Raw genomic sequence first — 23,772 nt, forward strand, 5'->3', positions numbered from 1 at the left:
AAAAGATTATAATAACTAAGGATAATGTCCTTCATTAACACTGTTCAAAAGCGATTATTAATTAATTTTTATAGAAGCTATAGTTTGCCGACTAGTTATAATAGATTTATAAAAAAACAAGTATAAATACCTGCTAATCCATATTAATTATTAAATACATTTGAAACTACTTTCCGAAAAGGATATGCAAATATGGTTTTCCGTAAATTCAATTATTTAAAAAGAAAGATATTTGATCATTGTACGCTTCTTGTTATTATTATTTAATAAAATAAAACGTATTTAGTAAACTACAACTTGATATTAAAATAAGAATTTAACAGTAAATTATGCAAGATAAAATTAAGGTAAATCGATACATTATTCATTTTTTGGATAAACAAAAAAGTAAGACGACTGCAACAATTGATTATTCTCAAAAAGTTTCGCAAACGGATGATTTCTCCAAAATCTTGACAGAGAGTTTACATAAATCAATTACAGAAAGTGCATCACTGAAAAACACCAAATTCAAAGCAAATAACACTAACGATTTTTCAACCTTCTTAAATAATTATTTGGAATTATCTGACGACGCTGATGATCAAAGTTTTTTAGATTTTTCGAAAACTCTAGAAAAGTTAAGAGAAGAAGTAGAGAATAAGCCATTTGCAACTGGTGGATACTATCTATTTATTGATTATGCTATTGATAATAGCAGATATATTTCTGTAGTCGTATTAAGAAAGAAAGGTGGTCTGAATGTTATCAAAAAAGATGGAGTATATACTTTAGATAATACTGAAAATATAAATATTGATAAAATTGCGATGGCATTTCGTCTAAATTTTTCAATCTATTTAAATCTAGAATCAGAAGTGGATAAAAATAATTATCTAGCTCTTATTACAACTCAACAAGATGGCGAAATTTCTGAATATTTTAGAGATTGGGTAAATGCTGGTGATATGATCAAGAACTCAGAAAACACAAAAAATTTTCTTAGGATTGTTAAAAACATTGATATGCCACAAAATGATGCTGGCGAAGATTCCTTTAAGAGTCTTGATGAATTTAAAAGGGCCATATTTGACCATATAAAAGACAGGAAGAGTAAAACCATTAATTTGTTAGATATAAGTAGAAACTTTTATGGTGAAGGCAATGAAAATAAAATTGCAGAAACTGCCAGAGAATATGGAATTGATATAGACAATGAATTTAAAAAAGATGCTAGGATTGTACGTGAATTAATCACTATTAAAGCAAGTGTTGATGGTATAATCTTATCCGTTGATTATGATAAAATAAATCCTGACGAAGTAGAAATAAAAGATGAATATATATTGATTAAAAATAAAAAATTAGCAAATAAACTAACAATTAGATATAATGCTGCAAATAGTAAGTAATGGAAAATGAAAGTTTAATTGAGGATTTTATAAAATTATTTAATGATAAGACTGATTGTGATACTATTATTAAAAGTGGTGTTGAAACAAGGTTTACGTTAAATACAGCTGAGTCTTCTTTAATTAATAAAACAATTAATAATGTTTTTCAAGATGCCGATGTTGTTTCAAATAAAATAACAATTAATTTAAATAAATGCAAATTTGAAAATTGTTATTTTTTCCATGATATTAAAGACTATCTCATAAACTTTGATAGATACAGAAATACATATCTTGAATCAGATATTATTATTTTAAGATATCAGGGAACATCGCTCTGGAAGCATAAAAATGAAAATTTTAGCCAGGAAAAAGCATTGGTTTTTAACTTTCCAATCTACAATGAATTATTTGATTTTTTTAAAGACAATACATTATTTACAACATTTTATAGTCCAATAAATAATGAAATAATTATATTAAACAAGGATAACGGTGCTTTTCATATAGGTTATAAAAATTTAGAAGAAAAAGTTTCAGTATTACCTCATTTACAACCTCTTATTCAAGTTCTTAAAGATAATTTTGTTAACAAAGAATTTGTGCAATTTTTCAAAGAAAACATTACGGTATTTGGTATTGGAAATTCTGATCCTAAGGAAAGATTTTTTGAGATTTTAAAAAATTTAAATCCAATAATTCTATTAACAGAACGGGATTATGAAAATTATGTTCGAGACTTTAATTTTGAGAATATTAAGACTAAATTTAAGGAAGAAAGAAATAAGTATTTTGAAGGTCTGGAGAAAAATATTGAATTAGTTAGTAAGCAGGTATTGTCAATTCCATTAACATTTGCGGCTACAGCTTTTGCTAGTTATCAAGTTAAAGATAAGCCACTCATTGTTTTCTTAATTTTACTAGCTTTTCTTTTATATTCAATTATTGCATTTAAGATGCTTGGAATTTCACAATTTAATATCCAATGTATAAATGAAGATGTTAATAAAGAGGAAAAGGAAATTATAGATAATTATAATAAGAATTACAGTCATTTCGAGGAAGACTTTAATAAAATTCGATCGAAAATCTCTAAGATTGAAAGTTTAATGTCATTGATTAGATGGGTACTTAAAAGTATGTTAGCTCTCTTTTTTCTATTTTCGGTTTATCAAATTTTCAATAAAGATCAATTAAAAAAAGAATCAATTTCCATTCCTTTAGAAAAAATAAAATATATTTCAATTGATAGTCTTGTGCTATTAAAGAAAGATAGTGTACTAATAAAGAAAGATATTGTGAACACTATCACAATTTCGAAAAAGAAAGGCACCGTTAATTTGTCCACAGTACCAGATAAAAATTCAATCACACATTAAAATAACTTAAAAATATACAATTTGAGTAGTAATACATCTTTTTATAATTCTTCAAAATTGAAAAGCATTTTAATGTTGACATTCAGTTCTTTAGCTATTCCAAATAAGGCTTCAACAGTAGTATTAGTTTGACCTCTTTCAATCAAACCTATATGGTTTTTTACTAATCCTACTCTTAATCCAAGCTCTTCTTGTGAAATAGGTTTTCCTGTATCCTTATTAATACATTTATTCCGTAATTGTGTTATTCTTTTTCCTAGCAGTATTCTTTCCGTTACAAAGCGTTCTTTTTCCATTTGATAAAATTCGCTTTTTACAAAAATAAAAAAGGCAATATATATATTGCTTTTAAAATAATATTGTTATATTTGGCAGTAATAATTTATATTTGCGATACTTCATATAAAAATATTTGAAGCATTCGCTTTGAATCTCGTTCACGAAAACTGGTAATTTTTAAACACGCGAGAAGATAAGTGCCAATGCTCACGCCTTAAAGGGTGTGGGCTCACTTATTTGCGTGTGGGTATACCAGTACCTCGTGAGCAATAAGCTGAGTTCCGCGCCTCTTTTTTTGGGCTCTATTCTAGATTTTTTCTCAGTTTTATTCTTAGCGTACTTCACTATTTCACAGTCTCGTAATTAGCTTTTGTCCAACCAATAAACCTATGTGCTTATGAATTAAAAAAGAGTAAAACCATATTGAACGCCTGCGCTGTCTTTTTCATTTTGAGTTAGTCATTGTATAGTTGCAGGCTTTAAAAAAGGCAAAATTAGTCATGGTTTTCAGTATATTTCCTAATTGAAACTAGACAAAAAAAGGCCCTCTAACCCGTCGACAAACTAGTATAGAGGACCAAAGCTAATAAAACTCACGTCTTATAAAACTAACCCAATATTATGAAAACTTTTTCATTAAATAAAGGGTTGCCGGCACTTTGGTATCCGTTTATTTTCGGGTTTTACCTTTTTTGTACGCCAACCTTAGCACGGAATCCCTTGAGGTTTTCCGTTTCACAACAACAATCTCAGGTCACAGGTACCATTACCGATGGTACAAATCCCCTTCCCGGAGTCAGCATTACAGTCAAAGGCCAACAAAAAACAGCCTTTTCGGATTTCGATGGCAAATTTGTGATAAATGTATCTCATAACGATACCCTGATTTTTACTTACCTTGGTTTTAAGACTGTCAGTATTCCCGTTGCTGATCGCAAAATAATCAATGTAAAAATGTGGGAAGATGCAACTTCCTTACAGGAAGTCAAGATCAATGCAGGTTACTATTCTGTAAAGAACAGTCAACGCACAGGAAGCATTTCAAAAATCAGTTCAAAAGATATCGAAAAACAGCCTGTTACCAATGTACTTGCGGCTATGCAGGGACGCATGGCAGGTGTTAATATTACTCAAAACACAGGTGTAGCCGGAGGCGGTTTCGATATACAAATCAGAGGGCAGAACAGTTTACGCTCTGATGGGAACAGACCGTTATATATCATTGATGGAGTTCCCTACTCCTCGGATGCTGTGGGGTCTGATCTGACAGGGATTGTTCTGCCCGGTCCAACAAGTCCTTTAAGCAGTATCAATCCCGCAGATATAGAAAGTATTGAAGTCCTGAAAGATGCAGATGCAACGGCTATTTATGGTTCAAGGGGAGCTAATGGAGTGGTACTTATAACCACCAAAAAAGGCAAGGAGGGCAAAACAAGATTTACCGCAAATGTATCGAGTGGATTTGGATCAGTGACACGCCTTATGAAACTAATGAATACACAGCAGTACTTGCAAATGCGCAGGGAAGCCTTTGCTAATGATGGTATCCCTTATGGCCCAACCGATTATGATGTCAATGGAACATGGGATCAAAACCGCTATACGGATTGGCAAGAAGTACTCATAGGAGGAACTTCAGAAATTAATGATGTGCAAGCTTCCGTATCTGGAGGTTCTTCCCAGACGCAATTTCTTATCAACGGCAATTTTCATAAGGAAACCACGGTTTTTCCCGGCAACTACAATTACCGCAAAGGAAATCTGCATGCAAATCTGAACCATGAATCCGAAAATAAAAAATTCCATATCAATTTTTCTATGGGCTACACTGTTCAGGAAAATAACCAGCCGGGAATTGATATTACCCAAGAAGCGATTCTTCTGCCACCCAATACACCCGCATTATATGATGAAGAGGGAAATTTAAACTGGGAAAACAGTACTTGGAATAACCCACTAAGTAATCTGGAAGGGAAATATACTTCTAGATCCAATGACCTTTTTGGCAATAGCTTGGTATCTTATAATATCCTGCCCAATTTAATTGCTAAAGCGAGTTTTGGTTTTACCGATACGCGTTTTGATGACAGCCGGACTCAGCCCTCCACTATGTATGATCCAGCTTATGGATTAGGCAGTGAATACTCCTCCATTTATGTCAATAATACGACCAGAAAATCATGGATTATCGAACCCCAAATTTCATGGTCTAAAAAAGTTGGCAAAGGAAAAACCGAAATCCTCATTGGAAGTACATTTCAACAACAGACGGCAAACCAACTGGTACAGGAAGCCAACGGATTTAGCAGTAATAGCCTGATTTATAATCTTTCCTCAGCCTTTCATGTATTTGATGTAGTGCATAGTGAATCAATCTATAAATATCAGGCTTTTTTCGGGAGGGTTAATTTTTCCTGGAATGACAGGTACATCTTAAATCTAACGGGGCGAAGGGACGGTTCAAGCAGGTTCGGCCCAGGAAGACAGTTTGCTACCTTCGGGGCGATTGGAAGCGCATGGCTGTTTTCAAATGAAACATTCGTAAAAGAGAATCTTAGTTTTCTAAGTTTCGGAAAATTAAGACTAAGTTATGGTACTACCGGAAATGATCAGATTGGTGACTACCAGTTTTTAAACACCTATGGTTCCTCGGGAAACACCTATGGAGGTATAAATGGTCTGGAACCGACACGTTTGTTTAATCCTAATTTTGGTTGGGAGACCAATAAAAAACTTGAATTGGCATTTGAAACCGGTTTTTTAAAAGACCGCATTTTTATAACGGCTGGCTGGTACAGCAACCGTTCTTCGAATCAATTGGTTGGAATTCCACTACCTGCAACAACCGGATTTAATTCCATACAGGCAAATTTAGATGCCACTGTTCAAAACAGGGGTGTCGAACTTACCCTTAGAACCGTAAATTTTCAAAAAGAGTCCTTTAACTGGACAAGTAATTTTAATTTGACAATCGCCCGCAATAAACTGTTGTCTTTTCCTGATCTGAGAGGATCAACTTATGAGAACCAATATTTAATAGGCCAGCCTTTAAACATTAAGAAATTATACCACTATACGGGAATAGATCCCACGACAGGAATTTACCAATTTGAGGATTTCAATGCAGACGGTTTAATTACATCACCACAGGATAAGCAGGCTATCCGTGATTTGAATCCAAAATATTTTGGTGGGTTTCAAAATACCATTACCTACAAAAACTGGCAATTGGACTTTCTGTTTCAGTTTGTAAATCAACTCAACTATAGCGGATCATACGGCACAGGACTACCAGGCAGCATGACCAATCAGCCTGTGACGGTAATGGACCACTGGCAGAACCCCGGAGATACTGCAATGTATCAGCAGTACACCAAAGGGGTAAATAGTGAAGCTATGGATGCATTTTACAAGTTTTATGCCAGTGATGCCATGATAACGGATGCCTCATATGTAAGGCTCAAGAATTTGTCATTGTCTTATACTATCCCTGAGCAGTGGCTTAAAGGAGTAAAATGCCGATTGATATTTCAGGGACAGAACCTTTTCACGATCACTTCCTATAAGGGGGCTGACCCCGAATCCAGATTCACGACAAGCCTTCCTCCGCTAAGGGTATTTACAACCGGGCTTCAGCTTACTTTTTAACTTCTTAATTTAAACATTATGGAAAAGAAATCGTTTTTACGTTTTATCCAAAACTATAAAATCAAAATAGTAGACCACAAGCTACTCATAGGATTACTTGTGTCCTGTATGGTGCTTCTTGGTGGCTGTGATAATTTTGTTGAGGTTGACCTTCCGTCCTCACAACTAACGGCAAACGCCGTTTTTCAGGACAGGGCTACCGCAAATGCAGCGATGGTAACCATTTATGCAAAAATGCGAGATGAGGGTATTTTAAGCGGGAGTGTTGCAGGAATCTCCAATCAAATGGGGAACTATGCAGATGAACTTGTGTATTACGGTGATATTTCCGGCACAACCCGAAACTTCTACAACAATACACTCCTTGCTTCCAATTCGGAGGTCTTTAACTGGTGGAGTAGCAGCTACAACCAGATTTATGCTGCAAATGCCATTATTGAAGGGGTAAATGCTTCCACGGCGCTCAATACTGTAGATAAAAACCAACTTACCGGAGAGGCTTTGTTTGTACGATCATTGTTGCATTTTTACCTTTTGAATCTTTATGGGGATATTCCTTATATCACCACAACAGACTATCAGCAAAATAAAGTAGCACATAGAATGCCTTCTGCTGAGCTGTATTCCCATATTATAAATGATCTGGAACTGGCTGTTTCAATATTACCGGAAGATTATATTTCCAGTGACCGAGTGCGTCCGAATAAATCCGTAGCGATGGCACTATTGGCAAGGGTCTATCTTTATAAAGGCATGTGGGCAGAAGCAGCAAATGCGGCTTCTTATACCTTAAACAATACCGGAATGTACGTTTGGGAGACTAATCTTGACGCTATATTTCTCAAAGAAAGTACCACAACGATTTGGCAGTTTATGCCTAGAGCGGATGGGCAGAATACACAGGAAGGCGAAACATTCATCTTTACTGCACCACCGCCATCACTTGTTGCTTTAAGAGCTGAACTTATAAGTGAATTTGAACCGGGTGACCAGCGAAAGGATCATTGGATTCATGCCATTACAAACGGCACAGACACTTGGTATCATGCCAATAAATACAAGCAGAAATCAAATACTCCTAGTTCATTAGAGTGTTCTATAGTATTTCGTTTGGCCGAGCAATACTTGATTCGCTCTGAAGCCCGCGCACAGCAAGGTGACCTTATAGGGGCGAAAGAAGATTTGGATAAAATCAGAAATACCGCCGGACTTGCTGGAACGACTGCCGTGAGCCAGCAAGATATACTCAGCGTCATATTACATGAGAGAAGAGTGGAGTTTTTTACAGAACTGGGACACCGTTTTTTCGATTTAAAAAGAACGAATCTTTTGGATGATGCATTATCATCTGTAAAAGTAGGCTGGAATACTACAGACAGATTATTGCCACTACCTGAATCAGAACTTACACTGAATCCGAATCTAAATCCTCAAAATCCGGACTACTAAAATGAGACCTAATAATATAAAATATAACAGGAAAACTGGTACTTTCAGAAAGAGGGTGCTAGTTTTTTATATAGTGCTCGCCAGTTTGCTGATCTCATTTTTTGGGTTTGCGCAAAAAAAACATAAAAAGCAGCTTACGGCTGCCGATTATCACTTATGGAGTTATCTTAAAGCCGAGAAACTCTGTGAAAACGCAAAATGGGTGAGTTTTTCTGTTTCGTATGAAAATGGCAACGACACTTTATTTGTTAAAAACAGTACAGGAACAAGAACCTTTAATTTCCCAAGGGCAGGAAAAGGAGAATTTATCGGTGACAATTGGTTTTGTGCGATATCTCCCAAGGGAGAACTTCTAATTACGGACTTGTTAACTTCAAAACAAGAGATTATTGCCAAGGTGCTCAGGTACGATTTGAGAGTCGGAACTAAAGATATCATCCTTTTGAAAAAGCAGTCTGATGGAAATAAAGAGTTGGAGTTGAAAAATGCAGCTACCAATAAATCTACAATTTTAAATGATATTGGCAACTACTGGTATAATCCTGAGGCCGATGCAGTGGTCTACACTATAAAGTCTAATAACAATACCATAATTGCACTGCTGAATTTAAGTGATAAAACCACAACTGTAATAAGCAGTAATCCTATCGTTTTTGAATATTCCGATATCGTATGGCAAAAGAGCGGAAAATCCATAGCCTTTTTGCAGCAGCCTTTAAATGATGATAAAAAAACAACCCGTACTTGCGTTGGGTATTATACTATTGCAGAACATAAGTTGTATACTTTTAATCCGGCTCAGCAGGATAATTTCCTAGCTAATATGGAGATTATCTCATCTTCTTTTGCCTATCTCAGCATTTCTGAGGATGGGAAAAGAATATTCTTTGGATTGCAGAAAACTGTAATTCCTGTGGATCCTTCACAAGTACAAACCTGGAATGCGCAGGATAAATTTCTTTATCCTGCCAAAGTACAGATTGACGGTTGGGACAGAACAGCAAAAGTAGCTGTTTGGTGGCCTGAGCAGAATCGCTTTAACTGTATTACGGACAATGAATTTCCGAAAATGATGTTAAGTGGAGATCAAAAGCAGGCTTTGCTCTATAATCCGCAGCAGTACGAGCCGCAGGCAAACCGTGATGCTCCTCTGGATATTTATATTTTGAATCTTGAAACAGAGGATCGGAAATTAGTATTGCAAAACCAGTTAGGAGGCGAAACAGGAACTTCTGTTTCTATATACGAAAAGCATATCGTTTATTTTAAAGACAAGCATTGGTGGGTTTATGATCTGGGGAGTGGATTGCATAAAAATCTCACCAAAGATCTTGGTGTGACTTTTTCAGATGAAGAATCTGACTGGCCTGAAGAAGCAAGTCCTTTCGGTAATCCAGGATGGATGAGGCACGATAAAACACTTTTTGTTTATGATAAGTATGATATCTGGAGTATTGCAATAAATGGAAGAGGCGCTGTTAGGCTCACTAAGGGACGCGAAAATAAAACAGTGTATAGAATCGTTTCCCAATCTAAAGACGAGTCCACTAAAATGAATTACGACGGCAGTTATAAAGGTCAGTTTGGGCCGAGTGACAGGTTACTAATCAAAACCGAAGCATTGGAACATACAGGATATTGCTTTTGGGATAAGAAGAATGGTTTAAAACCATTATTGGACAAGAAAATGAACACCAGCCAGTTTATAACCTCTGCAAAGAGTGAAGCTTATGTTTATGTTGAGGAAAACTTTCGTTTACCCCCGAGATTAGTCATAAAAGAAAGCCTAAATTCAAAAGAAAAAATACTTTTTCAAAGTAACCCACAACATTTTAAATACAATTGGGGAAATTCTAAGCTGATAACCTATACCAACTCTAATGGCACGGTTTTAAATGGAGTTTTATTCTATCCTGCAAATTATCATGCCGATAAAAAATATCCGCTGGTGGTACATGTTTATGAAAAACAATCCAAAGAATTGTATAGCTATGTAAACCCATCGCAGAATAACCCAACAGGATTTAATATTGCCAATTTTACTTCAAAAGGATACTTCGTGTTATTACCCGATATTGTGTATGAAATTGGAAATCCCGGATTTTCCGCAGTAGATTGTGTGGTCTCCGCTACCAGAAAAGTCATTGTCGGTGAATCATCTATTGACAGCACCCGAATTGGTCTTACAGGTCATTCTTATGGCGGATATCAAGCGGATTATATCATCACACAAACCAATATGTTTAAAGCCGCAGTAGCAGGCGCAGCCATTACCGATTATGTGAGCGGTTACCTACGGGTAGCATGGGGGCTTCAAAAGCCTAATTTTTGGCACTATGAATTTGGGCAATTGAGAATAGGTAAATCACTGTATGAAGATTACCCAGCGTACCTAAGAAACTCTCCTATATATCATGCGGATAAAGTAGAAACTCCACTCTTGTCATGGGCAGGCGAACAGGACAGTGTGGTGCATTATTTTCAGAGTATTGAATTTTATTTGGCACTCAGACGACTCGGAAAGATAAATACGATGCTGATTTATCCCGGAGAAGATCATGTACTAATGGAAGAAAAACATCAGCAGGACTTGACAGGTAGAATTGAACAGTGGTTTGACTATTATTTAAAAGGAGAAAAAGGACTGGAATGGTTTTAAAAGTAAAAAGCAATGCAGTTCCATCAGGGAACTGCATTGCCATTTCTACCAGCAATGGAATCACGGTTTATAAACCGGAACCTTACATTCATTGGCAGAATTTTTACCAAATAATTGGGCACCACTTGGCACTAAACCAACTCTACAAATGGTTCCATTATTGGTTGTTGAACACATATCATGCTCCTCACAAGAGGTTGCTTCAGGGTTCAATTTGATGTACCCTCGAATTGGCGCAGACGATTTGGCGCGCTCATTCATGGCATGGGTTGTAAATGCACCAACTGTTGCAAGTGCAAATACCGCTACAGGTAAAACCTGTTTTGCAAAATTTAATTTCATAATAAAAAATTTAAAGTGTTAGTGATCTACTCTTTTACAGGTTTTCGATCTTTTCCCTGACACTGCAGTATGCTTTAATGACGGAATCTTATTTTTGATATGAGTTTGTGAGTTTCTTGCTTAATTTATAATGAACCAAATGTGATCGTATAAATCCATAAAAATTGTTGTCGAGAATAAAGAAGTTTTTTAACTTTTCTTTTTTAATATGATAGATGTAAAAACTGCCCTGATAGGAATTGGTATTCAGGTCATATATATCAATTACGCTAGCATCCTTCCACATTTCAGCAGGCTCATATTTCCCCAACTGTGCTGAATTGACAAACAATAAATTTTTACAAACGGCACTTGTTTTATTGACAATTACAGGGGGGGCTGAGAATTTCATTTCCTGTCTGCTTGCCACAGTAGTCACTTTAATTTGGGCCTTACTGATGGTGTCTATTGTCTTGCCTCGATAATCAAGATTAAGCACTGGATCTGTTACAATAAATTGATTGCGATAGAGATAAATATATACCAACTTCTGAATGTCTTTGTCGTAATGCAGCGTTCCATCGACATCAAAAATTCCATCGATCTGTTTCTGTAACAGGCTTGTATTGAAACGTGTGTTTGGTTTGCTGCCAAAATCCAGGGACCCCAGTACACTTTCTCCATTTACATTGCTGTTGGAACGAAATGCTAATGTGAGTGAATCCATGAGCTCATAATGGGAAAAAGTAGTAGATCCATTCCATTTTACATAGCCCTTCCAATTGTTCATATTTCCTTTAAAAATAACAGGAACAGATCCGTCTATAAGATAAAAATAAGGAGGTAAAATTCTGACTTGGACGGATTGGAATAAAAAATCTATCCTAGTAGGATGAATCTTAAACTCATTTCTTTTCAGAAGGGCTGTATCCAGCATTGTCACTAATAAAGGTGCAGTATGACTGCCTAGATATATCTTGTCTTTTGAAGCTCCGGCAAAATAATAGGAACTATACTTTAGATCGACGTCGTTAACTTTTACGGCATTTCCGGGAAAACGGCGAACGAAATTGTTTCGATGATGTATGATGTCTTCTGATAACATAAATAGCAGGGCAATAGTACTAATACTAAAAACAACAGTTATCGAAAAGGCACTGACCAGTGCAGCAGGTTTTGAAATAAAGTGCACTTTTGGCACTCTTACGGCCAGTATCAGTATACCTGCTGCGGCCAGCATCATGAAAACAAAATTAAAAATGAAATGTTCTTCCCATCCCATTTTTTCCAAAATTCCTCCACAGGAACAAGGGACAAATGGGCTATAATTTAAAATAATGAAAATATATGCGGTAAACATAATCATCAGGTACAACGCTCCAAAAAGCCCCGTAATTCTCCACCTTTTTGAAACGATTAGCAATACAATGAATAATTCAAGCATAGGCACCATCCATGCAATATATCCGGCAAACGCACTTAATAAAGGTGACTGCCCCAATTGCACACGGAAGTTCTCAAAGTCAAGCAGTTTGCTTATACCCGCGTATACAAAAAGCAAAATATAAAGTAGGCAGATTATGTCGACTATAGTATTTTTAAATGATATTGATGTTTTCATGTTATTGCTTTTAACGTTTACAATGTTTCATAATGTGACTTAAGGCATATTGAATAGCCTAATAGATTTGTTTCTTTTATAATCTCCATTTTATAAGTGTTTTATATATCTAAATTAGAAAAACGCTGCCAAAGGATTGATGTAAAAAACGGTCCAAAATTTGTAAAAAACGATCCATTTTTTACTTATAACGTTGTCCAAATTTTATTATAATGCAATTGAGAAATTACAATGTAAAGTTCTGTAAAACAAATTATCAAGTCTTGCCGAATCAGGAAAATCAGATGCCAAAAACGGATTAAAATACCATTAGTTGCTATAGTTATATAGGAAACTTCAAAATCGAATGTTTTACTTATGGATGTATATCCAAATAGCAGAATATAAATCCGGGCAAATCTGTAAATCATAATTGACATGGCGTGAGGGCATACTAATTTACCCTAGCTTGTACTGCTAAAAATTGGCTAACGATCATATATTTAGTGTTTTGTAAAGCTAAATTAGAACAATATTGTAGAAGGATTGTTAACAAAAACGATCCAAAATTTGCAAAAAACGATCCATTTTATAGGCTCTCTAAAAAAGCTAAAACATATAAAAAGTCTAGCAAATACAGGCCTTATGGCGAAAAATCAATAGTTTTTTCCTTATGATACCTAAAATAGCCTTAGAATTATGGAGTATAAAAAGCGTCGTAAATCTGAAAGGATGTTTAATATGATATCGATACTAAAAAATTAGGTGAACTTATAAAGAGGGAAGCTAACACAGAAACATTTGATATAACTAATTAAAAAAACGACTTTGGAGTTTTTTTCTGCCCCTGCAAGGGCAAGTGGTTTTGAGCTGCAGAAAGTATTTCAAGCAGCTCAGAACACAACTTGCCGTTGTCTGGTGACAACTTTTTAAGGAATGGTTTTATTTAAAAGGGCTTAATGCCCTTTTTTATTATAGTAGGTTATATGTACTTTATTTGAGGACTATAAGTACTGTATGAATACAAGCAAAATTTTGATAAAGCTGGCTGAGATATGGTTATAATGGACTTATATAATTATTAAAGTATGCAGGTAGACAAGTCCTCAGGTATTCTTGCATTCAAGCATTCAAGTATTTTAGTATTCAAGTGGGAAGGTATCCACTCAATCATGTATTTAAGTGTGCATGTATGCATGTATGCAGGGTTTCATTCCTGCCTGCAAGCCTGCACGCAGTCACGCAATCAAGCCTGCAAGTATTCATATAGGTCAGCACTTGTTCAGGCAGTGCAGTATTACCAATAAGAAAAAAGATATTTTTCCAAAAGAAACAGAAAAAAGGAAAAAAGAAAAAGAAAGCAATCTCAAAGGACGGGATGCAGACAGGCCAAAAGGAATCGGAATAAGTCCCGAAGGGTGTCTTGTGAGGTACGAGCAAGGCATTATGCCGAAGTCTTTTTGCCAGACTGAAAGCCCCTCATAACTTTGTTTTCTTTTTTTATTTTTTTTAAGGAAAATATCAGGTAAAAAGAATCTAATGTATAATTGAATTTTATACGCAGTATCAATCTAGCGATAGTGTGAATTCTGGTGTATTATGTTGTGTATTTACTTGACCGCAGATAACATCTGTATATAGAAATAATATGCCAAATACCGCAAAAGACTTCCACATTTCAGTATTGATAATGATTATAGAATATATTCGGTATTAAATAATTATTAGAAATTAGAGTCATGGAAATTCAAGAAAAAAGGAATCCCCATAAAGGAGGAAGACACCCTAAAAAAGATCCTGCGATCCACCGTTATTCCATCAGTCTTAATGAAGTAGAAAATGCCCGCTTTCTAACTCTTTTTGAAACTTCAGGTATGCATGTAATGGCGCACTTTATTAAAGTGTGTGTTTTTCAAAAAGTGATTAAAACAGTTAAGATTGATAAAGCAGCGATGGATTACTATATGCGCCTGACTACTTTATATGGCCAGTTTAGAGCTGTTGGTGTAAATTACAATCAGCTAGTGAAGATTTTCTACCGTAATTTTTCCGAAAAACAAGCTTCTGCACACCTTTACAAATTGGAAAAGCAGACAATCGAATTATCTGTTTTGTCGAAAAAGATTATAGAGCTCACACAAGAATTTGAAATAAACTATCTCAAAAAATAGAACTTCGAATGTTTGTTGTTTTAATTATGCCAAATGCAGTTATTATATTTCATCGAAAAGAAAAAGCAAATGTAATATCATAGTTTGAATTCTATTTTGGCGTTGTAACAAAGGGATAGTCAATTAAAGTAAAACGTAACAGCCAATAGAAGCCAAAAAACTACATTCAGGATACTGGATAGATTAATTGTTTCTTACTACATTATTTTAGCTATATCAATTGGCTGATAAAGTTATTATTACATAAAAAAAAGAAATCAAAACGATATATAGTGTTATGGGAGAAATTTTAACTAAAGAAGATTTACGACAGTTTGGTTTGTTATTATTGGATAGCATGCGAACTATAATTCAAGAGAATAATGAAAAAAACCAATCGTCACAGTCTGAATGGATAAAAAGTAAAGCTGTCAGAAAGCTGCTTGATATTTCTGCAGGTTCGGTTCAAAATCTAAGAATGACACGGAAAGTCCGATTTAAAAAGGTTCTCGGCTCGTACTACTACAATAAGGAAGATCTGCTAAAACTTTTCAAAGATGAGTCAAATTAATAATATAACCGAACACCAAGTCATAGATTGCTTATCTATTTATATGGAAGATCCGCAGCTCAACGTATGGCATTTGGCTATTTTAAATGCTATTTTAAGTTTGGGCTATAGGCAGGGAGAGAGGCAGAGAATTAAAGTCAGCCGCCGTAAGCTCATGTTATTGTCGCATATTAGTACACTTCCCACTTATCATAAATATTTTAAACAGCTTCAGGATTTGGGCTATATTAAATATATGCCTTCTTATCATCCTGGTTATAGAAGTGAAGTTGAATTATATCAAGAGAGGTTATCTCAATTATGAGATAACCTCTTTCTTTTTTGTATTAAATTATTTTGGAGATTATAATCTAAGAGGATGAAATATTATATTTCTCTCTAATTATTTCTATTTCTTTCGCCAGTCTGCTCAGAGCAGTTAGATCTTCCTGTGATATTTCAGTTTTATCAGGGTTCAGTTTTTTATTCAGCAGTGTCATTTCCCGGCCTATAGTAGCCTGCTCGGTAATAGCGTAAGATTCCGTCTGTTTAACTGATGAATGTCCCAGCATCTCCTTTACTACATTGATTGGGACATTATTGTTTAATGTTACTGTGCTTCCAAAAGTTCTGCGTGCCATATGTGTATTGAGCGTGAATGGAAAACCGCACAATGCAGCAATTTCCTTGAGGTATTCATTCATTTTCTGATTTGAAGAAACCGGCAATACAGTTCCCCGCTTAAGACAGAGCGGATGATCTTTGTATTTTTCAAGAATTTCGATCGCCTTGGGAAGAAGCGGGATTCTTGCCGTAGAATTTGTTTTCTGCCTCTCAGATAAAATCCACTGATTTCCGTCAACGCCATCTTTTATGTCAGCTTTTTGGAGCTGAAATGCATCAATATAAGCAAGTCCTGTGTAGCACTGGAAAACAAAAATATCCCGCACGGTATTAAGCCGGTCAATCGAAAATTCGCGTCTTTCCAGTTCAGCCAATTCTTTTGCAGATATAGGCTTCTTTATGATTTTAGTTTTCTTTCCTTTAAAATTCTTAAATGGATCTTTGATAATGATTTCTTTATCTATGGCCCGTATTACAATTTTCTTGAAATTGGAAATGTATTTAAGTGTGGTATTATTTGCGCATTTCCTTACGGTACGGAGATAGAACTCAAAGTCTTTTATGAATTCAAAATTTAAATCTGCAAATTCAAAGTCACTAGTATTGTATTTGAATTTAATGAAAGCCGTTAGGTGATTTTTAGTAATATTGAATCTCTCTAATGTGGCTTCTGTATATCCGTTGCCAATTAGGGCTTTCAATTCATCATTGTGTTTTTGAAATTCTTCCAGCACCTTGGCTCTGGGTGTCATTCTTCCCATAACATGATCCATAATCTTTTGTGAAGTTATGGGTTTTCCGGTATACATAATTTCGGATTTGATTTCATGGATCTTCATAGCGAGTGAATCCAGAAAAAAGTTCAGGGATTTCGCGTCTTCTTTTGTACCTGTTGCTCTCTCGGTTTTCTGGTTCCAGCGCTCGCTGTCCCACTTCCGTCTTGTGGATGCTTCTTTCGGGATTCCGTCAACGGTTATCCTAAAATAAACGATTCTAATGTTACTCTCATTGCGGGCTGCTTTCAAAAAGAAAATTAGCCCAAAGCTGTTCTCTAGCATAATTCAACTTATTAGATTAGTAAATGTAGAATTATAACCTCATTTAAACAAGATGTAAACGTGCTTAACCCCTTTGATATCGCGACTTAAGATGAAATTTTGTGGCACATTTTCGAAATTTCCAAGTGTGCCACGAATGTGCCACAAAGATTTTGTTCGATTTTATAAATATTGAAAAGTGGTATAAAAGAAAAAACCCTGCAAATCGTTGGATTTGCAGGGTTTACCGCTCTTTTTGGCCTTTTTTGAAAACTTTGAAAATCTTATTTTTCCTTTGTTTTCGGGCCTTCGCGGAGAAAGAGGGATTCGAACCCCCGGACCTGTTACAGTCAACAGTTTTCAAGACTGCCGCATTCGACCGCTCTGCCATTTCTCCAGTATGTTGCTCTCATTTGCTGATTGCGAGTGCAAATATAAGACGCTTTTTCGGTTCTCAAAACTTTTTTTCAAGTTTTTTTTAAACTTTTTTCGATCGATTTACAAATGTCTAATTATCAGTATTTATTAAAGTAGATTTTTAAAAATTTATTCTAAATCATCCACAATAGGCGTCGGTTTCTTGTTTTCATCTACGGCAACAAACGAAAAAGTTCCGGAAACTACAGTTTCACGAAGTTCTGAATACATCTGTTCCATGAAAATATCAACGTGAATTTTACAGCTTGTTCTTCCAACGCTGATTACTTTTGCTACTAGTTCAATTAAAGTGCCTGCCGGAATTGCTTTTTTAAAGTCAATCTGACCTGTTGAAATCGTTACTACCTTTTTTCGGCTGAAACGTGTGGCACAAATAAAAGCAACCTCATCCATGAGATGAAGGGCTGTTCCTCCAAATAATGTATCATAATGATTGGTAGTACTTGGAAAAACAGCTTTGAAGATACGAGTTTCAGACTTTATGATTCTTTCCTCTAAAGTGCCCATATTAATAATTTACATATTCTGTAATTTCCAATCCGTAACCGATCATCCCCACACGTTTTGTCTGTTGGGTATTTGAAACTAATTTTATTTTTGAAATATCAAGATCGTGTAAAATCTGGGCTCCTATTCCGTAATCTTTTGTATCAATCACTACCTTTGGTGCTTTCATTGTTCCTTCTGCCTGTAAAGCTTTCAATTCTGAAATACGGTTTAAAAGATTAACCGCAGTCATATCCTGATTGATAAAAATAACAGCTCCTTTTCCGTCTTCGTTGATGATCTTAAACATATCATCTAATTGCTGATCTACATTGTTTGTTAAAGTACCCAATAAATCATTATTTACCTGAGATGAGTGGATACGGGTTAAAATAGACTCACCTAAATTCCATGTCCCTTTCGTTAGGGCAATATGTATTTGTTTATTGGTAGTTTGCTCGTAAGCTCTTAATCTGAATGTGCCAAAACGGGTTTCTATGTCGAAATCCTCTTTCTTAACAATTAAGCTGTCGTGCTGCATTCTGTATGCTACCAAATCCTCAATAGAAACTAATTTTAAGTTGAATTTTTTAGCTACTTCCACCAATTGTGGCAAACGTGCCATTGTACCATCTTCATTCAGGATTTCACAAATTACTCCGGCAGGTTTAAATCCCGCAAGTCTTGCGAAATCAATAGCTGCTTCTGTATGACCTGTTCTTCTTAAAACTCCTCCCTGCTTAGCAATTAGAGGAAAAATATGTCCGGGACGTGCCAATTCGTGTGGTTTAGTATTTGGATCTATAAGCGATAATACTGTTTTTGAGCGGTCAGCAGCTGAAATTCCTGTGCTGACTCCTTTACCTTTCAAATCAACAGAAACAGTAAAAGCGGTTTCCATATGATCTGTGTTATTCGTTACCATGGCACGTAAGTCGAGTTCCTTACAACGGCTTTCGGTTAGAGGAGTACAAATTAATCCGCGGCCGTGTGTAGCCATAAAGTTGATCATTTCCGGAGTCGTTTTTTCGGCTGCAGCCAAAAAATCACCTTCATTTTCGCGATCTTCATCATCGACTACAATTATTACCTTACCCTGACGAATATCCTCTATAGCTTCTTCAATGGTATTGAGTTGTATTTTTGTTGACATAATTATTGTTGTTTTTGAGCTGGGAAAAATCGCTCGGAAATTTTTTGAAATGTTTGTTGAATAGGAGTTATAATAATATCAAAATTGATAAGACCATTATCATTAGTAGCCCGGTAAGTCAATAAAATTGCCAAAGGGGATAATATGAACGAAGACATCCATGCTCCCATGAATGGTGTCATTCCGCCTTCTTGTGAAAGTCTTTTTCCAAAGGTATTAATAAAATGGAATGTAATAAAGATTAAAACAGCAAATACAATGGGTAATCCAAGTCCTCCTTTTCTAATAATGGCACCTAATGGGGCACCGATAAAAAACATCAAGAAACAGGCAAATGCGATAACAAACTTTTCATAAAGAGCTGTAAGGTGTTTGTTGATATCACGCTGTTTGTCCTTTAGTTCTTTTTGAGTAGATTCAATAGAGTAGATAGTGCTGGTTAAATTGCTGCTAGCCATATCTAAAATTGCCTTTTTTTGTTTATTATCATAAACAGACAAAAGATTGTTGGGTAATGATTTTTTTTTCTGCTTTTCTTTTTGAACACTAACAAATTTTGATAATCCAACCCGTTGATTTATGTTTTCAGTAAATGAAACAACTTCATTATCTCTGTTTTTATTTAAAGAATCGAGTGTGTAGCGCAACTCATTAACATTAAGCATTGTACTGGTGCTGTTAATGTTTTCGTTTTCAGTGTCGGTTTTATTTAATTCAGATAAGTCGATATTGATAATCTGTTTTTTGAAAGCCCCTTTTACAAAAGGCAATTTTGCTCTGTCTTCATATTTCTTTGGAGTAACATCCTGATAATAATATCCGTCATTAAGTACTAATTGTAGAATACTGGACTTTTCGCTGCTTATTAATTCTCCGTTTTTGGCTTTTATAACTGTTTTGTTTTCCCCCATATTTGAAGGCTTCTCATGGATAGTAACTCCTGTTAAAATATTTCCGTTTTCACCGGATTTTTTATTTACCTTGATGTTGTAGAAGCCGACATCATTAAATTGTCCTTCAGCTATTGCCATTGCAGGTTTGGCCTGTGCAATATTTTTTCTGAAATTAACAAATTTATATTCGGCATACGGAATAACATTATTAGAAAACCAAAACGCAACAATACTTAACACAAAGATAAAAATAATCAGCACCCTCATCGCGCGCTGAAGAGAAATGCCCGAAGATTTCATTGCCGCAAACTCATAATTTTCAGCCAAATTACCAAAAGTCATTATCGAAGCCAATAAAACAGATAATGGCAAAACAAGCGGAATAATTCTCGGCATTGAGAATAGTAGGAACTTTACTACTAATATCAAATCAAGATCTTTGCCGGCTAATTCAGAAATAAAAAGCCATACTGTTTGCAGTATGAATATAAAAAAAAGGATTACAAATACCGTAGTAAATGTAATCAGGAATGTTTTTAATAAATATTTGTCTAAAATTTTCAACCTTGTAATTAATCTAATTTATTGATGTAGTACTTTGGGTATTTACTCGCCACAAAGGTAAATTGATTTTTTGATAAAGGCTGATTGGTTTTAAAAGAATTAACCGTTAAAGTTGTTTTTGTACCATTTTTTCCGGTTTCGATCAAATTGTAAATGTGTTTTGTCTGAACGTCAATTCCTAAAAGGATTTCTTTTCTTTGGTCTTTTCCGCTGGTTGGTACTAATTTGATATATTGGATTTTTCTTCCTTTAACATTCTGAACAATATCCATATTATATTTGTATCCGGAATTGAAAAAAGTCAGCATTTTTGAAGGCGTGATGGCGCTATCATCCTTTTCGGTTACTTTAGAGATAGTAACTTCTTCGTCTTCAGGTACAATCGTGTATGTTTTTTGTCCGTCAAATATTTTAGTAACGCCCATAAAATTCAATACATACTGATTTCCTTTCATGATGACATTTCCTTTGCTGTCCTGGTTAATATTCTCTTTAGCATTGTTTAAAGAATATTTAAAGTCAATAGAAATATTATTATAACTTTTAATCTTGGCTGTTACCTGGTTCAATAAATCCTTTGCTTTTTTATCCTGAGCCTGAACGGAAGTAAAACTCAAAAGCAATAAAATTGCTACCTGCAGATACTTTTTAGTCATTTTCATAATAGAATTGTTTGTGATTTCCTGAATTTTCATTTTCATGATGGGTTAATTTTGTTCATTATTAAAAAATTGATCAAGAGCACTTAAATCTAAAATATTTACGTTTCGGGCTTTACTGCCTTCAAAAGGTCCAACAATTCCGGCTGCTTCCAGTTGGTCAATCAAACGACCGGCTCTGTTGTAGCCTAATTTTAGTTTTCTTTGCAACAATGAAGCTGAACCTTGCTGTGCATTGACAATAATTTCCGCAGCCTCTCTAAATAAAGTATCTCTTTCAGAAATATCCATATCAAGATTGATGCCAGTTTCTTCTCCAATAAACTCCGGAAGCAAATAGGCTGTGGCATACGCTTTTTGTGAACCAATAAAATCTGTAATTTTTTCGACTTCAGGAGTGTCGATGAAAGCACACTGAACACGGATTACGTCGTTTCCGTTCGAGTATAATAAATCTCCGCGCCCAATTAGCTGATCTGCTCCTTGTGTGTCCAGAATCGTTCTGGAATCAATTTTAGAAGTTACCCTAAAGGCAATTCTCGCAGGGAAATTAGCTTTAATCAAACCGGTAATAACGTTTACCGAAGGTCTCTGGGTAGCGATAATTAAGTGGATACCAATAGCACGTGCCAACTGGGCCAGACGGGCAATAGGTATTTCAACTTCTTTTCCTGCAGTCATAATTAAATCGGCAAATTCATCTACTACCAAAACAATGTAAGGCAGAAAGCGGTGGCCGGCTTCAGGATTTAATTTTCTGGACTTGAATTTTTCATTGTATTCCTTGATGTTGCGAACCATTGCGTCTTTTAATAAAGAATAACGGTTGTCCATTTCGGTACAAAGCGAATTTAAGGTATTGACCACTTTTGCATTATCTGTAATAATGGCATCTTCAGTATCAGGTAGCTTGGCTAAATAATGTCTTTCTATTTTATTGAAAAGCGTAAGTTCGACTTTTTTCGGATCGACCAGAACAAATTTTACTTCCGCCGGATGTTTTTTGTATAAAAGCGAAGTTAGTACAGCATTCAGTCCAACTGATTTTCCTTGTCCTGTAGCTCCTGCCATCAATAAGTGAGGCATTTTGGCTAAATCGACAACAAAAGTTTCATTTGAAATGGTTTTTCCTAAAGCAATTGGCAGTTCCATTTCAGCTTCCTGAAATTTAGCAGCTCCAATAACACTTTTCATGGAGACCATAGTTGGAGTCTTGTTTGGAACTTCAATACCAATAGTTCCTTTTCCGGGAATTGGCGCGATAATACGAATTCCTAATGCTGAAAGTGATAAGGCGATATCATCTTCTAGGCTCTTGATTTTAGAGATTCTGATTCCGGCCTCCGGAACAATTTCGTATAAAGTTACAGATGGCCCTACAGTTGCTTTTATCTGTGCTATTTCAATTTTGTAGTTACGAAGTGTGTCTACAATTTTATTTTTATTTTCTTCTAACTCTTCCTGGTTGATTGTAATTCCTCCTGTCGAATATTCTTTTAATAAATCGATCGTTGGGAATTTATAATTTGATAAATCCAGAGTCGGGTCAAATAATCCGAAGTCAGCAACTAACCGGGATGCCAGATTTTCTTCGATAATATCTTCTTCTTCTGCTTTTTCAATAACGAACTCCTCGTTATGATGAACCGGCGTATCTGCTGCCGGGTTTACATTCATTTCAACCGGTTTTAGAATGGGATTTAAATCAATTTCTGATGAATTTGTAATGGTCGGCTTTAAAGCCTCTTTGTTGATTTCGAATTGAGAATCAACAGTTTTAAGATGTATGTTGTCTAATTCAGGATCTTCTTCCTCAATAGCAAATTCTTCCAGGTTATATGCGCTTTCAGGTTCTTGCTGCTGAGATGATTTTATTGTATTTAATTCTGATTTTAATTCATTTTTAGTGGAATCAAAATAGGACTGGATTTTTTCAGGGGATACTTTTATTTTGAAAATCAAATAAACGATTAATCCAAAAAGAAGAGCCAGTAAAGTACCTGTCTTTCCGATATAATCCTGAAGGAATAAATTAAGTTCGTATCCAATTGTTCCTCCTAACTCGGGAGCTGAAGTGGCAAAAAAGCCGAATAATACTGAAACGATTATGATGGCAAATAAATCCCAAAACCAGGTGTTTTTTAGTTTTTTAATCGAAAGTTCTAATGCCAGAAACATTCCGGTGAGGAAAAATAAACGGACAAAGATGAATGAAGCAATTCCGAAACCTTTATATACAATTAAATCGGCAAGATAGGCCCCGAATTTTCCGAGCCAGTTTTGCACAGCTTCTTTACGGTCGTCCAAATGACTGACAGCACTTTGATCTGTCTGCCACTGCCCGTTGATATAAAAAGAAACAAATGCAACTAATAATGCAATAGAAAATAGCACCAAAAGACATCCAAAAACAATTTTTTGTTGTTTGGATAACTTCCAGGATCTTTTAGTTTCGTTTTTTGATTCGTTTTTTTTGTCTGAAGTTTCTTTTTTTGTTTTTGCCATTCCTG

At 35.2% G+C, this 23,772-nt stretch carries 18 protein-coding genes and 1 tRNA gene; 9 read left to right on the plus strand and 10 right to left on the minus strand.

The genetic code is table 11. The annotated features are described in order from the left end of the window. Positions 1 to 329: 329 nt before the first annotated feature. On the plus strand, positions 330 to 1,391 hold the full coding sequence (locus tag GXM17_RS12630) for a nucleoid-associated protein (RefSeq protein ID WP_163399684.1): 1,062 nt from the start codon (positions 330 to 332) through the stop codon (positions 1,389 to 1,391). Then, positions 1,391 to 2,752 carry a hypothetical protein gene (locus GXM17_RS12635; RefSeq protein ID WP_163399685.1) on the plus strand — a complete coding sequence of 454 codons (1,362 nt, stop codon included), beginning with the start codon at positions 1,391 to 1,393 and terminating at the stop codon, positions 2,750 to 2,752. Before GXM17_RS12630 ends, GXM17_RS12635 begins: the two co-directional genes overlap by 1 nt. 41 nt (positions 2,753 to 2,793) lie before the next feature. On the opposite strand, the gene GXM17_RS12640 is transcribed toward GXM17_RS12635, so the two are convergent. Then, positions 2,794 to 3,048, minus strand: a complete 255-nt coding sequence (locus tag GXM17_RS12640) for a helix-turn-helix domain-containing protein (protein ID WP_163399686.1) — start codon at positions 3,046 to 3,048, stop codon at positions 2,794 to 2,796. Positions 3,049 to 3,652: 604 nt separating this feature from the next. Here GXM17_RS12640 and GXM17_RS12645 point away from each other — a divergent pair. From GXM17_RS12645 to GXM17_RS12655, 3 genes are read left to right on the plus strand one after another with little or no spacing between them, the layout of a single operon-like run. After that, on the plus strand, positions 3,653 to 6,679 hold the full coding sequence (locus GXM17_RS12645; RefSeq protein WP_163399687.1) for a SusC/RagA family TonB-linked outer membrane protein: 3,027 nt from the start codon (positions 3,653 to 3,655) through the stop codon (positions 6,677 to 6,679). Between the two features lie 18 nt (positions 6,680 to 6,697). Then, positions 6,698 to 8,128: a RagB/SusD family nutrient uptake outer membrane protein gene (locus GXM17_RS12650; RefSeq protein ID WP_244307396.1), complete on the plus strand. Its 1,431-nt coding sequence runs from the start codon at positions 6,698 to 6,700 to the stop codon at positions 8,126 to 8,128. A 1-nt stretch (position 8,129) separates the two neighbouring features. Then, positions 8,130 to 10,787, plus strand: coding sequence for a S9 family peptidase (locus tag GXM17_RS12655; RefSeq protein ID WP_163399688.1), 2,658 nt, complete (start codon positions 8,130 to 8,132; stop codon positions 10,785 to 10,787). Between the two features lie 60 nt (positions 10,788 to 10,847). On the opposite strand, the gene GXM17_RS12660 is transcribed toward GXM17_RS12655, so the two are convergent. Beyond that, the gene (locus tag GXM17_RS12660) at positions 10,848 to 11,129 is read right to left on the minus strand and encodes a DUF6520 family protein (protein WP_163399689.1); all 282 of its coding nucleotides are present in this window, start codon (positions 11,127 to 11,129) and stop codon (positions 10,848 to 10,850) included. A gap of 88 nt (positions 11,130 to 11,217) precedes the next feature. Continuing rightward, positions 11,218 to 12,729, minus strand: a complete 1,512-nt coding sequence (locus tag GXM17_RS12665; RefSeq protein WP_163399690.1) for a DoxX family protein — start codon at positions 12,727 to 12,729, stop codon at positions 11,218 to 11,220. A gap of 1,179 nt (positions 12,730 to 13,908) precedes the next feature. Here GXM17_RS12665 and GXM17_RS12670 point away from each other — a divergent pair. The 4 genes from GXM17_RS12670 to GXM17_RS12685 all read left to right on the plus strand — a co-directional run bounded on the left by GXM17_RS12670 (position 13,909) and on the right by GXM17_RS12685 (position 15,733). Further along, positions 13,909 to 14,193, plus strand: a complete 285-nt coding sequence (locus tag GXM17_RS12670) for a hypothetical protein (protein WP_163399691.1) — start codon at positions 13,909 to 13,911, stop codon at positions 14,191 to 14,193. A 254-nt stretch (positions 14,194 to 14,447) separates the two neighbouring features. Then, positions 14,448 to 14,879: a conjugal transfer protein MobA gene (mobA, locus tag GXM17_RS12675; protein WP_163399692.1), complete on the plus strand. Its 432-nt coding sequence runs from the start codon at positions 14,448 to 14,450 to the stop codon at positions 14,877 to 14,879. A gap of 277 nt (positions 14,880 to 15,156) precedes the next feature. Next, positions 15,157 to 15,429 carry a MerR family transcriptional regulator gene (locus tag GXM17_RS12680; RefSeq protein ID WP_163399693.1) on the plus strand — a complete coding sequence of 91 codons (273 nt, stop codon included), beginning with the start codon at positions 15,157 to 15,159 and terminating at the stop codon, positions 15,427 to 15,429. Then, the gene (locus GXM17_RS12685) at positions 15,416 to 15,733 is read left to right on the plus strand and encodes a hypothetical protein (RefSeq protein ID WP_244307397.1); all 318 of its coding nucleotides are present in this window, start codon (positions 15,416 to 15,418) and stop codon (positions 15,731 to 15,733) included. Before GXM17_RS12680 ends, GXM17_RS12685 begins: the two co-directional genes overlap by 14 nt. 46 nt (positions 15,734 to 15,779) lie before the next feature. Here GXM17_RS12685 and GXM17_RS12690 read toward each other — a convergent pair whose 3' ends face one another. From GXM17_RS12690 to GXM17_RS12720, 7 genes are all read right to left on the minus strand, one after another. Then, positions 15,780 to 17,090, minus strand: a complete 1,311-nt coding sequence (locus GXM17_RS12690) for a site-specific integrase (protein ID WP_163399694.1) — start codon at positions 17,088 to 17,090, stop codon at positions 15,780 to 15,782. Between the two features lie 291 nt (positions 17,091 to 17,381). Continuing rightward, positions 17,382 to 17,466: transfer RNA gene (locus GXM17_RS12695), tRNA-Ser, on the minus strand. A 149-nt stretch (positions 17,467 to 17,615) separates the two neighbouring features. Continuing rightward, entirely contained in the window at positions 17,616 to 18,014 is a 399-nt protein-coding gene (locus tag GXM17_RS12700) for an acyl-CoA thioesterase (protein WP_163399695.1), read from the minus strand. 1 nt (position 18,015) lies between these two features. Further along, positions 18,016 to 19,146 (minus strand): 3,4-dihydroxy-2-butanone-4-phosphate synthase, encoded by a 1,131-nt coding sequence (gene ribB / locus GXM17_RS12705; RefSeq protein ID WP_163399696.1) that lies wholly within the window; start codon positions 19,144 to 19,146, stop codon positions 18,016 to 18,018. A gap of 2 nt (positions 19,147 to 19,148) precedes the next feature. After that, complete coding sequence (locus GXM17_RS12710; RefSeq protein ID WP_163399697.1) at positions 19,149 to 20,603, minus strand: LptF/LptG family permease; 1,455 nt, start codon at positions 20,601 to 20,603, stop codon at positions 19,149 to 19,151. A gap of 8 nt (positions 20,604 to 20,611) precedes the next feature. After that, positions 20,612 to 21,259: an outer membrane lipoprotein periplasmic chaperone LolA1 gene (lolA1, locus tag GXM17_RS12715; protein ID WP_482788937.1), complete on the minus strand. Its 648-nt coding sequence runs from the start codon at positions 21,257 to 21,259 to the stop codon at positions 20,612 to 20,614. A 51-nt stretch (positions 21,260 to 21,310) separates the two neighbouring features. Next, positions 21,311 to 23,767, minus strand: coding sequence for a DNA translocase FtsK (locus tag GXM17_RS12720; RefSeq protein ID WP_163399699.1), 2,457 nt, complete (start codon positions 23,765 to 23,767; stop codon positions 21,311 to 21,313). Between the last annotated feature and the right edge of the window lie 5 nt (positions 23,768 to 23,772).

The sequence above is a fragment of the Flavobacterium fluviatile genome, from assembly GCF_010645065.1.
Taxonomy (GTDB): Bacteria; Bacteroidota; Bacteroidia; order Flavobacteriales; family Flavobacteriaceae; genus Flavobacterium; species Flavobacterium fluviatile.